The following is a 13,932-nucleotide window of genomic DNA, read 5'->3' as shown; positions in this document are numbered from 1 at the left end:
ATCTCCTTCTGGGTTTAGACAGCCCCAACACCTGAGATGGCCGTCCGTTCCCAAGGGAGTCAGCTAGATGGCAAATGTGATCTCGCTGGTTCGCGACAGCCTAACCAATCTTGTATCCCGCATGGGGACCGGCAGGGACAAGGCGGCGTCGAGCTTTTACAGCTTCACGCCTCTATCAGACGCTGAACTGCTGGCCGCCTATCGCACCGCATGGCTCCCAAGGAAGATCGTCGACATCCCGGCTTTTGACGCCGTTCGCGCCTGGCGCGACTGGCAGGCAGAGGGCGACAAGATCGAGCCAATAGAGGCGGAGGAGAAGCGGCTCAACGTTCGGGGCAAGATATTTGAGGCCAAGGTAAAGGCCAGGCTCTGGGGTGGCGCCGCCATTCATATCGGGACTGGGGAGGCAAATCTTGCTGAGCCCTTGAACATCGAGCGGATCGGCAAAGGTGGCTTGAAATACGCCACGGTGCTAACCCGGCGCGTCCTTCGCGCTGGCGAAATAGAGCGCAATGTCGACAGCGAGTACTATTGCTTGCCGAAGACGTTCAGTCTGACTTCCGCCGGCAGCGCCCAGGTCGACATTCATCCATCGCGACTGGTTATCTTTCAGGGCAATGCCCAACCAGATGATGACCTGACGCTGAGCGCTGAGACGTTCTGGGGCGATAGCGTGCTGCAGTCTGTCATCAACGCGGTCAAGCAGGCCGACAGCACCGCGGCGAATATCGCCTCGCTCGTCTTCGAAGCGAAGGTCGACATCATCAAGGTGCCCAACTTCATGGCGAGCTTGGCCAGCGAAGACTACAAGGCCAAGATTCTGGAGCGGTACACCTTGGCCAACACTGCCAAGGGCATCAACGGCACGCTTCTCCTCGATAAGGAGGAGGAATACGAGCAGAAGTCGGCCTCGTTTGCCACGCTGCCCGATGTCCTTGATCGGTTCCTGCAGATCGTCTCCGGTGCCGCCGATATCCCGGCAACACGGCTTCTTGGCCAAGCCCCTGCCGGCATGAATTCGACGGGCGAGTCCGATCTTCGCAACTATTACGACCGCCTCAGCGCCATGCAGGAAGTCGAGATGACGCCGGCGATGCACCGCTTGGATGAGGCGCTGATCCGGTCCGCACTCGGCTCCCGCCCTGCCGACGTCTATTACGAATGGGCGCCGCTCTGGGGCATGTCGGAGAAGGAAAAAGCTGACGTCTTCAAGACGAAGTCGGATGCGGCGAGGGCTTTGGCCGGCGGCAACGGTCAATCGCCACTGCTCCCGATCGATGCGCTCAGTGAGGCTCTGGTCAACGCGTTCGTCGAAGATGGCTCATTGCCTGGGCTGGAAGCGGCGATCGAGGAGTTCGGCACGCTGGCGGAGCAGGAGCCGAGCGAGGAAGAAATCGCGGCTGCAGCGGCCGCCGCCAATCAGAACGCAGGGCTCTAATAGACGCGATGATCCCACAGGTCATACGTTTCAATCCCGCGTTGTCGGCACCACACTGACGCAAAGGCTTGAGCCTCATCCATTGCAGCGTCAGTTCGGTCAGGGTCCTTGGCGACGATCCAACCGGACTCGGTCGTCTCTCCGCTGTCTGGGTCGAATACAGTCACTTTGAAGATCATTTGTCTGCCTGCTCTTGATACATCGAGCGTGACAGTCCGGTCGGCGGGCATAAGCCACTCCACGGCGACAATATAGAGCGATCATCATAATGCAATTTACCGACGCTGTAACTGTCGCGGGAACGCGCCAGACCGCCGACGGCTACCTCGTGGCAACGGCGAGGGCCGTGCGCACCGGCATCCAGCTTTATGCAGGGCATGAGGTCGGCAAGCCGGGTCAGGACGTAGTGCGGGTCTATCGCGCGGCCGATCAGGTGTTCGCGCCCGACAGCCTGCAGTCGTTCTCCCATGCCCCGATCACGGTCGACCATCCAGACGAGGGTGTCTCAGCCGAGAACTGGAAGGCCCTGTCCGTCGGCGAGGTATCAACCGCCGCCAAGCAGGACGGCCAATGGGTGATGCTCCCGCTGATCCTGAAGGACGCGGCCGCCATCAAGTCGGTGATCGATGGCAAGCGCGAGCTTTCCGCCGGGTACACCTGCGATCTCGATTTCACGCCCGGCGTAACCGCCGACGGCGACGTCTACGACGCGCAGCAGCGCGGAATCAAGATCAACCACCTGGCGCTCGTCGATCGAGCTCGGGCCGGTTCGAAAGCTCGCATCGGCGACGATGTGGGACCGTGGGGCGCCGCCCCGATTTCAACCACTGACAAGGAGACCATCACCATGAGTGATGCACTTCGCACTGTGGTCGTGGACGGACTGTCGGTGACCACCACCGATCAGGGCGCCCAGGCCATTTCCAAGCTGCTCAAGGATCTCGAATCCTCAGCCGCCAAGCTGGCCGACCTCGAGACGAAGCATCAGGTCGCACTCGCCGCCAAGGATGCTGATCTGGCGAAGGCCCACGCCGAACGTGACGCAGCCAACGCCAAGGTGCTTTCGGATGCCGACCTCGACAAGCGTGTCGCGGCCCGCGCCGACCTGATCACCAAGGCCAAGGCGATCACCAAGGACGTCAAGACCGATAGTCTGTCCGACGGCGCCATCCGCAAGGCCGCTGTCACCGCCGCGCTCGGCGATGCCGCCGTCAAGGATAAGGCCGACGCCTACATCGACGCCCGCTTCGACATCCTCGTCGAGGACGCCGCGAAGAACCGGCCCGATGCTTTCCGGGACGCTCTGAAGACCGGCATCCAGCCCGTCGGCGACGCCGCCAACGTGAACGACGCCTATAACCAGATGCTGGAGCGTGACCGCAACGCCTGGCAGGGCAAGAAGGAGACCGCATAATGGCCATTCCCGCCGTCTCGTATAGCCGCGATACGCCCAGGGGCTATCCCGGCATGATCGCCACCACCGAACCGCATTTCATCACGTCCATGGTGGTGGCATCCGGCTCCGCTGATATCCCCTTCGGTCGTGGCGTCATCTATGGCACTGTCGAGGACACTGTCGCTCTCCCGGCCGCCATCGGCAAATTCGCCGGCGTCGCTGCCGTGGATCGCACGATCCCGGCTGAGCAGGGCGAGGTCTACAAGGTCTACGACCAGATCAGCGTGATGAAGAATGGTTCGATCTGGGTCACGGCTCTTGTTGCCGTCGCTCAGGGCGATCCGGTCTACATGACACCGACCGGCACCTTCACCAACGTGTCCAATTCCAGCGCCAACCAGCTCATCGAAAATGCTGAGTGGGCCACGGTCACGTCCACCACCAACCAAATCGCCAAACTCCGCCTCGGCGTGACCAAGTAAGGGGAACACCACAATGTTCACGACCGACGCGCCCGCATTGGCGCTCAACTTCCTGCGCACCGCGCAGAACTACATCGAGCCGGGCATTTACGCTCGCCAGTACCCCGATTTCCAGTACCGGGAACTGGTGCCCGTCGATAACTCGGCACCGGACTGGACCACGGCCATCGATTTCTTCTCCATGGGGGATGACGTCGGCGAGGCCCGTGAGTTCGCGCCGGACGGTGATGACATCAACTTTGTCGACTTCAAGCTCGACAAGGGCTCGAGCCGCGTCTTCATGGTCGGCATCGGCTACCGTTACAACCTTCAGGAGCTTGCCCATGCCCAGGCATATGGCATCCGCCTGACGGATGATCGTGCCGACGCCGCCCGCCGCAAGTACGAGCAGTTCGTCGACAATCTGGCCTTCCTTGGCCGCTCCAAGCTCGGCATGTCGGGTCTGATCAACACCGCCAGCGTCACGGCGCTGACGGCGGCGAACGGCGCCGGCGGCACCGCGACTTGGCCGACCAAGACCCCGGATGAGGTTGTTGCCGACTTCAACCGCGTTCTCGGCCTGATCTTCACGGAGTCCAATGGCATCGAGACGGCCGACACGATCCTGATCAGTCAGGACCGCTACAACTTCCTAATCGGGAAGCGTCTCGATGCGACGTCGGAGGTGAACCTGCTGGACTATGTCCTGCGGGCGAACGTCTACACGGCGCGCACCGGCCGCCCGCTGACGATCCGCGCAGTCTTCGGTCTGGAGACGGCCGGCAGCGGCAGCACCCAGCGTATGGTGGCCTACCGCCGTACGCCGGATGTCGTGAAGATGCACGTTCCGATGCCGCTGCGATGGCTGCAGGCCGAACAGCGGCTCCTGAAATTCGAGGTTCCCGGCATCTTCCGCACCGGCGGCGTGGAAGTGCGTCGCCCGGGCGCGATGCGCTACCTCGATGGTATTTGAGGAGGTCGACGTGACTAAGCAGATCACCCTCGAAAACACTCGTGCCGGTGGCTTCGGCCTCCCGACGGGTCAGGTCGTGCCCGGTAACGGCTCCATCGTTGTGGAGCCCGAGATCTGGGAGGCTTCCAAGGACCACCCCGTCGTGAAGGCTATGGTCAACGATGGTCACCTGATCGTCGATGGCAAGGGCAAGAAAAAGCCCGCCACCGGCGATGATCGTGACGCAAACGGTGATACCGCGGAAATGGCGGAGATGCGCACGCGCTTCGATGCCTCTTTTGCCGCCGTGACGACCGAACTGCAGTCGAGAAGGCCAAGGTCGCCGATTTGGAAGCGGAACTCGCCAAGCTGAAACAGAGCGGCATCGATGCCAAGTCGGCCACCGAAGTCCTCGCCATGGCCGACGGCAACTTCATGGCCTTCAAGTCGGCTGCCACGAAGTTGCTCGGGGACAAGACGCCGGACAAAAAGGCGGAGATCGTCGCGGCCCTCGAAGAGCTTGCTACACAGCCCTGACGAGAGCCGGCGCGGCGGTAGATCGCCGCGCTGGCGACCACTCAGTTGAAGATGGTTTCCATCTCCTTCTGGTACCCCTGATCATACCAATCGTGGTCCGGTGAAATCGGCGGATAGTTGTTGTGATACCGATCTTCGCGGGTTGCCTGCTGGCCCTTTTCGAAGGCCTTCTGGCGAGCGGCGCGCTGCTTTTCCGTCATTCTGCGTCTCCTTCAATGATGGATAATTGCATTATAGCAATCCATCGCTGGGGTGCGCCCAAGTCTCCCAAGGAAATCGACAATGGCCGGCTACGGATCAGATGCCGCTCTCAAGGCGTATTGGGACGCGGCCGGCTATACCTATGCTGCGGATGCCCCGTTTGCTGCTCTCCGGCAGCGGGGCAGCGCCTATCTCGATGGCACCTATGGCATGCGGTTCCCTGGCCAGCCGACTGGGGGCATTGCCCAGGAACGGGAATGGCCGCGCACGGGCGCTACGGCATATGGCGCTACGCTGGCTTCCGACCTCGTCCCAACGAGGGTTGAGCAGGCCAGCTATGAGGCAGCCCACATCGAATTGAAGAAGCCTGGATCGCTGTCGATCTCATTCGACCCGGCCCAGCGTGTGAAACGCCAGAAGGTCGACGTCATCGAACGCGAGTTCTTCGAGCTGGGTGACAACGGCAACGTGTGGGCGCCGAATGCGCCGGTGTCGAGCCTGATCGAAGGGCTTTTGGCGCCGCTGATCGGACCTGTCTGGGGCGAGCCTGGCATCATGGTGGTGTAAGTGGTCTGATCTTATTCGGCCGGCAACGTCGTTCTACGCGGCCGGTAGCGGACGGCAACCCGTAAGCAGATCTGGATAGCAGCTATTCCGAAGATGCCAGCAAGAGCCTTCAACGAGCCGTCTGAGATACGCGCGTGCCGTCCGGGGTCGAATATCTGCATCAACTCCAGTGTGGCCGCCACGAAGATCACGAGCGCGATCGTTCTTGCTGCACGGTTTGGAAAACCAAGGCCCAAGGCCAAACCGAACAGAAGATATGCAAGCGCGCGCTCGACGTTCGGATCGCCCACGTAGGGCCGCATTTGGATCGGCGACAGGGTGGCGAAGACGATGATTGCGAGCAAAACGAGCGCGGTGATGCGGGATATAGAAGTCATCGCCGCTGGTAAGGCGAATAAGCCGGCAAAACAATGACGGGCACATCCAATGGCCGACTTTTATGACGATATGGCTAATATGGCCGTCGCACTTCTCGGTGAGTTCAAGCAAGGCGCCGTGACGCTCAAGCGGGAAACGCCTGGCGTTCCCGATCCTGCCCAGCCGTGGGTGCCGGTCGAGCCGACAGTCGAGACATGGCCGCTCAGTGCCGTCGTGAAGCGCATGCACCAGCGCTACGAAAACGGCATCTTGATCGTCGAGACTGGCGATATGGTCACGTTCGCTGTGCCGGCTGTCGAACCGATGTTGACGGACATGATCGTGATTGATGGTGCCGAGCGCACCATCACAAACCTGACGCCTATACCGTCGGCCGGAACTGCCGTTGCCTGGAAGGCGTGGTGCGCGGGTTAGCTTCCACCTAGAAGCAGTAGAACCGCGCTCAACGCTCGCTCAGCTGCTATTCCAAGCGCTGCCCCAGCAAAATTTGCGGACAGCCAGCGCAACGCTCGAATGAGGACGGCCTCTATAGCCGAGATTGTTACCGTCTGCGCATGTAGTAGAAGAATGCCTGCATCTAATTCGAACTTTATCCGGTCTCTGTCGTCTGTCCCAATGGCATTGTCTCCTATCAGGGCTTCACTTGCGCTGGCTATCGACCCTATTGCTTCTTGGTAGCTGGGTTGATTGTGATCGATCCGAACGATCCGATCGGCGGCTGGTATTTCATTGATTTCGACAGGGTTGTTGCGCTGGCGGACAAGATACCGCCTTAGGTCGCGGAACATTGGTTCCAATAAGTGACCTGTCATTTCGTGCAGCGTATCGTTAATATTGTTGGACCGGCTGTAGAAATAATCGCGAGCGAATTGCCAAGCCCTGTCATCTTTCACAGTGAACGAGGCCAGAAGATTGATCTGGGCGCCGAGCGACTGCTCCAAGTCTTGCGGCCAGTTCATCCGGCCTGAGCCGACCATGCCTTTCGGCTCTACCAAGACTTCAGCCTCAATCTTCTCTATTGGAAATAGAGATCGAAGCCATTGTATTCGTGTCGATGTCGCTGCCGGAGCGTGATCGAACATCAGCAATACGCGCTTAGCCAAAGAGGCGAAGTCTTGATACCGCGCTCTAAGAAGCCGCTCCGTCAGATCATCGTATTCGTCCAAGAAGTCTTGGAATTCGTCCATTGATTCCCCCTCACTTATGGATGCCCAATGCGCATTTCAGCAGATATTGGCGACGCTGGCTATGTGCCTGCGGAGGATCGTCATGGCGTTCGCATTTTCCTCGATGGTATCGAGATTAAAGATGTCATCACGGCCGACGAAGAGTGCGGTTACATTCTGCGGGCGCGACGCGATAGTCTCTGTCTCTTGGTGGCCAAGGATGGGGAGTTAGTTACTGATGAAATGTATGGGCAAGTGAAGATCACGGTCTCACAGAGCATTCAATGATGCTCGTCCGCCTCACACCTCGTCAACGCTTCGAAATTCTGGTCAGCCAGTTCGAGCCGGCTGTCCGCCAAGCCTTCATTGAGGCTATCGACGACATCACCTCCAATATCGTCCTGCGCCGGATCGTAGAGCGCTTGGAGCGCGGCGACATCAATGGCGCGATCATCGCCATGGATCTGGACGAAGCCGCGTTCAGGCCATTGGATGAGGCGATCAGGGCAGCGTTCAACGGCGGCGGCGTCGCGACTGTCGACACAATGCCGACGCTGCGCGATCCGAGCGGCCACCGCATCGTTGTCCGCTGGGACGCCCGAAACTTCGCCGCCGAACAGTGGCTGCAGACGCATTCGGCGCAATTGGTGACGGGGATTGTCGCCGATCAGAAGATCGCGATCCGCTCCGCTCTGGAAACAGGGCTGGCGCGCGGCGACAATCCGATCAAGACGGCTGTCGCTGTCGTAGGGCGCGTCTCGACCGTCACCGGCCGACGGGAAGGCGGATTGATCGGGCTCACCACAGTCCAAGGCGAGTATGTTGCCCGAGCACGCCAGGAACTGCTTTCCGGCGAACCCGACCAGTTGAGAAATTACCTCTCCCGGACCCGCCGAGACAAGCGTTTCGATAAGACCGTGGTGGCTGCCATCGAAGCGGGAAAGCCCGTTTCGGCCGCCTTGGTTGACCGGATCACCGGCAGGTACGTCGATGGGCTGCTGAAACTCCGCGCCGACACGATCGGACTGCATGAAACATTCGCCGCGCTGGGCGCTTCGAAAGACATCGCCTTCCGCCAGCAGATTGAAAAGGGAAGCCTTAGGGCCGACGCTGTCACGAAGGGCTGGAAGCACACGCCACAGAAGCACGGCAGGGAACAGCACGAGGCGATGCAAGGGCAGATGGTGCCTTTCGACCAGCCCTTCACCGCGCCGGATGGGACTTTGATCCCATACCCGCACGCGCCCGGCGTTCCGACCCGGCACACGCTCGCCTGCAAATGCCTGGCTGAATACAAGATCGACTTCCTAGCGCAACTGGTGCGCTGATGGCATCCTTCGCGGCCACTGTCGGAGCGTGGGCGGCCGCCGTGCCTGTCGCCCTTGAGTTCGTGTTTAAGGAAAGCGCTCAGGAGTTGGTCAGCCAACTCGACCAGCTGCTAGCCGATGAAGTTTACGACAAGCCGGCGACACCCGGCTACAAGCGGACCGGCTTCCTTCGGGCGTCGCTGATGGCGTCGACCACGGCCATGCCGACGTTGAGCCGCGAAAATCCCGGCGCGCCGGTGCCGCCTGACCTCGGCGACGTGATCCTGGTCATCAACGGCGCCGATCTCGGCGACACGCTCTATCTCGGCTACACGGCGAACTATGCCGCCTACGTCCACTACGGCGCGCAGGGCAGGGCACCGCGCCCTTGGGTGACGATGGTAGCGCAGCGCTGGGTCATGATTGTCGAGGCCAAGGCGGCCGAGGTGAAGGCAAGGCTGGGGCTCTGACGTGCCGAGTATCGAAACCAGCATCTGGCTCGCGCTGAAAGGCCGGGTGCAGACCCTCACGCTTTCGCCCGCGTTGCCGATCGCGTGGCCGAACGAGGATTTCACCAAGCCGATCACCGGCTATCTCCGCGTCACCCATGTTCCGAACACCAATCGCCGACTGTTCATCGGCTCGACCGAACCGCACCAGCGTCTCGGCCTTCTCCAACTCGACGTGTTCAGCAAGAAGAACCAGGACGCGTCAATCGGGGCCGAGATGGCAGGGCAGGTTGCGGCCTGGTTCCCGACCGATCTCCGGATGATCTATGGCGCGATCTTCGCCCGGGTCACCGAGGCGCCTGTGGTCGCGCAACCCATTGCTGATGACACGCATTGGCTCGTTCCAGTGACGATTTCCTACGAGTGTTTCGCCTGATCGCCCTTCGGCAAGGCATCCCACAAAACTGAAAGGAGATAGGCGATGCCTATCAAAGTGTCCCCTGTTGCGGGCAGCCGCTTCTATATCGGTTCGGCTCCTGTGGATGTCCCTGACGTCGATGTCGTCGAGGGCGATTTCGCCGCGGTAACATGGATCGAGGTCGGCCAGTACGAGACCATGGGCAATTCCGGCGACGCTGCCCAGGGCAACACGGTCAACCTGCTCAATCGCCGCCGCACCTACAATTGGAAGGGTTCGCGGCAGGCTCCGCAGCGGTCCGACAACTTCGCCCTCAACACGGCCGATCCGGGCCAGCTTGCGATGATCGCGGCCGAACAGACGGACTACAACTATCCGTTCAAGGTCGAACTCAATGGCGCCCCGACGCCGAAGTCGGCCGCCGCCACGATCACCATCGCCTCGCCTGGCGTCGTGACGTTCACCGGCCACGGGCTTGCCGCCAACACGGCTGTCAAGTTCTCCACGACCGGGGCTTTGCCGACCGGCCTGACCGCCGGCACGACCTACTACGTCAAGACGGTCCTCGACGCCGATACCTTCACACTCGCCACTTCGAAGGGCGGCACCGCGATCGTCACGACCGGCTCGCAGTCGGGCGTGCACACCGCCACTACCGTCCCTGCCGGCCCGCAACGGCTGTTCATGGGCCAGGTCGCCGGCGCAGAGGAAGGCATGGGCGGCGCCAACAACGCACAGATGCTGAACTGCACCGTGCTGCCCAACACCAACTACGTCCGCGTCGCGGCGCTCGGCTAACAGGAGGCGATATGAAGATCACGAACATCGGCAAAGAGGCGCACAAGCTGTCTCACAACGGGCACGAATACCTTCTAGCGCCCGGCAACTTCATCGAGCTCGACCTCACCAAGGCCGAAGCGTCGGCCATACCGGCCCCGTTCGAAGCGACCGGCATCCCCATCAAGGCGCCCAAGGTCGAAGTGGAGAAAAAAGCATGAGCAAGCCAGCATTGGGCGCCGGAAACGTCGAGATCGAGCTCGATGGCGAGACCGTCATGCTTCGCCCGTCCTTGATGGCTGCGCAGGCCATTTCTCGCCAGAGCGGCGGCATTTCCAGCGCCGTTCGCGCCGTCGGCAATTACGATTTCGACGTGATCGTGTCGGTCGTGGCGCTCGGCCTCGGCGCGACCGGCCAGGATGCGAAGTCCATTCCCGAAAAGGTATGGCGCACGGGTCTGACCGATCTTGTCGGGCCGATCTCCACCTACCTGACCATCATAGCCAATGGCGGGCGCCCGATGTCGGGAGGAGAGGAAGCTGCGGACCCTCAGAAGCCCGCGTAAGCCTGGCTGAATATTACGACGATCTGGCCGAGAAAGCCCTTGGCTGGCTCGGCTGGACCGAAGAGCAGACGCTTAGGGCCGACGTGAACGCAATCCTGGTCGGCCTTGATGGGCGAGGCGACATGATCAGTTCCGTCCTTCGTGCCGTATTCGGCGAAGGTCCGAAGCCTGCAATCGAAGTCACCGCTCAACCGATAACCGAGGACTATTTCGATGCAATGTTCGCGGTGCAATGAGGTGATGCGGTGACCGTTGCCAATCTGGGTCTGGCTGTCGACTCGTCTCAGGCTGTCACGGCGGAGACGAACCTCGACAAACTGACGGCGGCGTCTGCGAAGGCTGAGGCGGCGCAGAAGCGGCTACAATCCGCATCGGCGGGCTCCAATGCGGCGCTAGCCAAGATCTCGGCCGGCGTCGACCAGGCCAATGCCACGCTCCTCAAGCTGGCCAGCATTGCGGAGGGAAGCAATGCGTCCCTGATCAAGCTCGTTGCCACTGCGGAGAAGACCAACACCACTCTGGCCGGCATGGGCTCGGGTTCGGCACAGGTCGTCTCTGGGATTGGCCGAGTAGCCCCGGCAGCAGACAAGTCGACCAAAGCGCTCAACGACAACGCGAACGCGGCGCGGCTGACGTCGAACCAGATGCTCAACCTGTCTCGGCAGGGCAACGACGTCATCACGATGTTCGCCTTGGGTGCATCACCTGTGCAGATTTTTGCCTCCCAGATTGGTCAGGTCTACGACGCGCTGGAAAGCGGACCTACAGGGTTGAGGGGCTCGCTGAAGGCTGTAGCGTCCGGGGCGAAAACTGCCGGGCAGGCGCTTCTCGCATTCTTGGTTACGCCTGCCGGTCTCGCTGCTGGCGCTGGCGTGGCGATTGTTGCTGGCCTTGCCACTTACATCATCTCGACGCGCAAGGAAGTGAAGAGCCTCGACGACCTGTTGAAGGATCATGCCTCCGTTTTGCGCGGGATCGGCGAAATCTATGGATCTATCGCCGACAAGGCCAAGGACGCGTTTTCCGTTTCCAACCTACATGGGTTGCAACTCCTTTCCTCGTCGACGCAGGCCGGGTTGAAAATCCAGATCGCGAACCAAACCCAGGGAGCGATGTCTGATCTCGGCACCGGCAGCATCGGCGGCGGCTACCATTTCTCACCGCTGACGGAGTTCAAGCCTTTCGCGGATGCGATCACCTACCTGCAAAAGACAGCGCAATCCGGTACTCCCGACATCATCGGTTTCCGTAAGATGGTCGAGGACAAGTGGGCGCTTGATCCGAACAATGCCGCGTTGACGGAATCGGCAGGCAAGCTGATCGATCTGACCAAGGACGCGGATGCCGCAGCACGCGCACTGAAGCAACTGGAGATCGCACAGGACGCGCTTGCAAAGAGCGTGGGTCCGGGCGGCTTGCCACTTCGCCGCGGTTCTCTCAGCACCGAAGACATGAGCTCGCTCGACCGATACAACGCCGGCGGGGCTGTTTCCGCCTCTCGGGCTCAACAGGCCTTCGATGCCCAGCGGCAGGGGCTTTATGCTCGCTCGCCAGCCGAACTGGCCGCAGCCGCGCGTGCCCAGGCTGGCGCTCAGTACAATGACAATGAAAATCCGGCCGAGCGCGCCCGCCGCATCGACATGGCCGGCCAACAGGCGGCGTTGGCCGCGCAACATGCTCTGGATGAGGCGCAGAAGGAACGGAAGCGCTCCCTCGACGCCACCTTTGCCTCGCAACAACTTGACCTCAATCTGATCGGCAAGACCGCTGGTGCGGCCGAAGCCATGCGGATGCAGTTTCAGTTGACCCAGCAGCTTCGCGAGGAAGCGGCACGAAACAATGTTCCCGTCGATCAACAGGAACTGGAGCTGATCAAGCAGAAGGCCGACGGCTACGGGAAGATGGCTGACCAGATCGCTCGGGCGCAACTGGGCAATGATCTGGCCTTTGAGCGTTCGCAGCAATTTCTCTCAGCGGGCGACCAGCAGATCGCGGCCCGCCTCCGCAACACCGGCATCGGCATGGATTCACCTGAAGCCCAGCAGATGCGCGACGCTACCAGGTTCGCTGATGCGAAAGGGTTGGCCGTGGGCTTCCTGTCCGGCTTCAAATCGGAACTGCTGAACAGCAGCGGGAATATCGGCAAGTCGCTGGGCACCTCGATCCTGAATGCTCTGACCAACTCGATGGATAAGGCTTGGAGCAATATCTTCGACCGTTTGGCGACGGCGTTCGCTTCGGCGCTGACAGGGCAAATGCCCGGCGGCGGTGGTCTTGCATCAGCGGGGACTAGCGTGGTCGGCTCCCTGTTTGGTGGTGCGAACGACAACTACGCACCAGGTGCCGTCACGCGCGCGCCACTCGCCGCCGTCGGTGGCGATGGCATGTCAGCGTATGCCGCTGCGATCCGGTCGATAGAAAGCGCAGGGAGTGGCAGTTATTCCGCCCTCGGCCCCATGCTGAAAAATGGCAACCAGGCGCTCGGCGCCTACCAGGTCATGAAGAGCAATCTGCCGTCATGGTCGAAAGAGACCTTCGGTGAGGTAATGTCGCCGAAAGACTTCCTGTCCAATCCGGGCGCACAGGATGCGGTTTTCGAAAAGCAGTTCGGCAAATACCTGTCCAAATATGGCAATCCGCAGGATGCCGCGTCGGCATGGTTCACTGGCGGACCCCTGTCCACGGGCGCCAATGCCAAGGATGTTTTGGGCACGTCGGGATCGGTTTATGTCGACAAATTCAACGCCGCCGTCGCCAAGGCGTCTGACAGTCTCAGCGGTCTTGACAGCACCGTCACTAACACCGTTCAGAGCCTGGCCGGCGGCCTTGGCGGGAAGGGCGGTCTTGCTTCGATCCTCGACGGTTTGAAACCGGAGAATTTCCAGGCGAACACCACTCTGTCGGACATCCTCGGATATTCCGGCGGGGGCGCCTCGTCGGGCTCTTCTGGCGGCGGTTTCCTTGGCACACTGCTCGGCTTCCTTCCCAAGCTGTTCGGTTTCGCGGATGGTACGGAAAGTGCTCCGGCAGGGTGGGCATGGGTCGGCGAACGCGGTCCGGAGCTGCGCAAGCTTCGCGCCGGCGACGTTATTCGGAGCAACCCGCGCTCCATCCAGATGGCGGCCAACGGAAATGGCCAGTCGTCGACGCCGCCGAAGGTGGACCTGCATGTCCACGTCAATGGTGCCAGCGGAGACGAGCACGTTCGCATGCTGGCCAAGCAGGGCGCCCAGGAAGCGATCGGCGAGTATCACCAAGGGCAGGTTAACGGCGGCTTTGGTGAGACCCAGCGTCGCTATACGTCACAGAAGGGTTGAGCG

At 61.1% G+C, this 13,932-nt stretch carries 20 protein-coding genes; 16 read left to right on the top strand and 4 right to left on the bottom strand.

The genetic code is table 11. The features are described 5' to 3' along the window. Positions 1–67: 67 nt before the first annotated feature. The 6 genes from CK226_RS10190 (at position 68) to CK226_RS10160 (ending at position 4,784) form a co-directional block, all read left to right on the top strand. On the top strand, positions 68–1,438 hold the full coding sequence (locus tag CK226_RS10190; RefSeq protein WP_095791753.1) for a phage portal protein: 1,371 nt from the start codon (positions 68–70) through the stop codon (positions 1,436–1,438). Between the two features lie 268 nt (positions 1,439–1,706). After that, the gene (locus CK226_RS10180; protein WP_095791751.1) at positions 1,707–2,852 is read left to right on the top strand and encodes a DUF2213 domain-containing protein; all 1,146 of its coding nucleotides are present in this window, start codon (positions 1,707–1,709) and stop codon (positions 2,850–2,852) included. After that, a complete protein-coding gene (locus CK226_RS10175) occupies positions 2,852–3,316 on the top strand; it encodes a DUF2190 family protein (RefSeq protein WP_095791750.1) in 465 nt (154 codons plus the stop codon). Before CK226_RS10180 ends, CK226_RS10175 begins: the two co-directional genes overlap by 1 nt. 13 nt (positions 3,317–3,329) lie before the next feature. After that, positions 3,330–4,268 (top strand): major capsid family protein, encoded by a 939-nt coding sequence (locus tag CK226_RS10170; RefSeq protein ID WP_095791749.1) that lies wholly within the window; start codon positions 3,330–3,332, stop codon positions 4,266–4,268. Positions 4,269–4,278: 10 nt separating this feature from the next. Beyond that, on the top strand, positions 4,279–4,620 hold the full coding sequence (locus tag CK226_RS10165; protein ID WP_142887629.1) for a hypothetical protein: 342 nt from the start codon (positions 4,279–4,281) through the stop codon (positions 4,618–4,620). After that, positions 4,596–4,784 (top strand): hypothetical protein, encoded by a 189-nt coding sequence (locus CK226_RS10160; protein WP_142887628.1) that lies wholly within the window; start codon positions 4,596–4,598, stop codon positions 4,782–4,784. The genes CK226_RS10165 and CK226_RS10160 overlap by 25 nt, the downstream gene beginning before the upstream one ends. 41 nt (positions 4,785–4,825) lie before the next feature. Here the strand turns inward: CK226_RS10160 and CK226_RS34845 are convergent, their stop codons facing one another. Continuing rightward, positions 4,826–4,984 carry a hypothetical protein gene (locus CK226_RS34845; RefSeq protein WP_179301012.1) on the bottom strand — a complete coding sequence of 53 codons (159 nt, stop codon included), beginning with the start codon at positions 4,982–4,984 and terminating at the stop codon, positions 4,826–4,828. 82 nt (positions 4,985–5,066) lie between these two features. Between CK226_RS34845 and CK226_RS10155 the strand changes: the two genes are divergently transcribed. Beyond that, positions 5,067–5,552: a DnaT-like ssDNA-binding protein gene (locus CK226_RS10155; RefSeq protein ID WP_095791747.1), complete on the top strand. Its 486-nt coding sequence runs from the start codon at positions 5,067–5,069 to the stop codon at positions 5,550–5,552. A gap of 11 nt (positions 5,553–5,563) precedes the next feature. Here CK226_RS10155 and CK226_RS10150 read toward each other — a convergent pair whose 3' ends face one another. Next, positions 5,564–5,929 (bottom strand): VanZ family protein, encoded by a 366-nt coding sequence (locus CK226_RS10150; protein WP_095791746.1) that lies wholly within the window; start codon positions 5,927–5,929, stop codon positions 5,564–5,566. Positions 5,930–5,978: 49 nt separating this feature from the next. Between CK226_RS10150 and CK226_RS10145 the strand changes: the two genes are divergently transcribed. Next, positions 5,979–6,344, top strand: a complete 366-nt coding sequence (locus tag CK226_RS10145; protein WP_095791745.1) for a hypothetical protein — start codon at positions 5,979–5,981, stop codon at positions 6,342–6,344. Here the strand turns inward: CK226_RS10145 and CK226_RS10140 are convergent. Continuing rightward, positions 6,341–7,117 (bottom strand): hypothetical protein, encoded by a 777-nt coding sequence (locus CK226_RS10140; RefSeq protein ID WP_095791744.1) that lies wholly within the window; start codon positions 7,115–7,117, stop codon positions 6,341–6,343. The genes CK226_RS10145 and CK226_RS10140 overlap by 4 nt on opposite strands. A 27-nt stretch (positions 7,118–7,144) precedes the next feature. Between CK226_RS10140 and CK226_RS10135 the strand changes: the two genes are divergently transcribed. From CK226_RS10135 to CK226_RS10105, 7 genes are read left to right on the top strand one after another with little or no spacing between them, the layout of a single operon-like run. Continuing rightward, a complete protein-coding gene (locus CK226_RS10135) occupies positions 7,145–7,384 on the top strand; it encodes a hypothetical protein (RefSeq protein ID WP_095791743.1) in 240 nt (79 codons plus the stop codon). After that, positions 7,381–8,424, top strand: coding sequence for a head morphogenesis protein (locus tag CK226_RS10130; protein ID WP_245437713.1), 1,044 nt, complete (start codon positions 7,381–7,383; stop codon positions 8,422–8,424). Before CK226_RS10135 ends, CK226_RS10130 begins: the two co-directional genes overlap by 4 nt. Continuing rightward, positions 8,424–8,873, top strand: a complete 450-nt coding sequence (locus CK226_RS10125) for an HK97 gp10 family phage protein (RefSeq protein WP_179301011.1) — start codon at positions 8,424–8,426, stop codon at positions 8,871–8,873. Before CK226_RS10130 ends, CK226_RS10125 begins: the two co-directional genes overlap by 1 nt. 1 nt (position 8,874) lies before the next feature. Then, positions 8,875–9,288 (top strand): DUF4128 domain-containing protein, encoded by a 414-nt coding sequence (locus CK226_RS10120; RefSeq protein ID WP_095791740.1) that lies wholly within the window; start codon positions 8,875–8,877, stop codon positions 9,286–9,288. A 45-nt stretch (positions 9,289–9,333) separates the two neighbouring features. Beyond that, positions 9,334–10,068, top strand: coding sequence for a hypothetical protein (locus tag CK226_RS10115; protein ID WP_095791739.1), 735 nt, complete (start codon positions 9,334–9,336; stop codon positions 10,066–10,068). An 11-nt stretch (positions 10,069–10,079) separates the two neighbouring features. After that, on the top strand, positions 10,080–10,268 hold the full coding sequence (locus CK226_RS10110; protein ID WP_095791738.1) for a hypothetical protein: 189 nt from the start codon (positions 10,080–10,082) through the stop codon (positions 10,266–10,268). After that, entirely contained in the window at positions 10,265–10,612 is a 348-nt protein-coding gene (locus CK226_RS10105) for a hypothetical protein (protein WP_095791737.1), read from the top strand. The genes CK226_RS10110 and CK226_RS10105 overlap by 4 nt, the downstream gene beginning before the upstream one ends. On the opposite strand, the gene CK226_RS10100 is transcribed toward CK226_RS10105, so the two are convergent. Next, positions 10,597–10,803: a hypothetical protein gene (locus tag CK226_RS10100; RefSeq protein WP_095791736.1), complete on the bottom strand. Its 207-nt coding sequence runs from the start codon at positions 10,801–10,803 to the stop codon at positions 10,597–10,599. The genes CK226_RS10105 and CK226_RS10100 overlap by 16 nt on opposite strands. Before the next feature lie 54 nt (positions 10,804–10,857). On the opposite strand from CK226_RS10100, the gene CK226_RS10095 reads away from it, so the two are divergent. Then, positions 10,858–13,929: a phage tail length tape measure family protein gene (locus tag CK226_RS10095; protein ID WP_095791735.1), complete on the top strand. Its 3,072-nt coding sequence runs from the start codon at positions 10,858–10,860 to the stop codon at positions 13,927–13,929. Positions 13,930–13,932: the final 3 nt, after the last annotated feature.

The organism is Mesorhizobium sp. WSM4311 (assembly GCF_002295115.1).
GTDB lineage: Bacteria > Pseudomonadota > Alphaproteobacteria > Rhizobiales > Rhizobiaceae > Mesorhizobium.
Note: the sequence above shows the minus strand (reverse complement) of the source record. Positions and strands in the feature narration are given on the sequence as shown.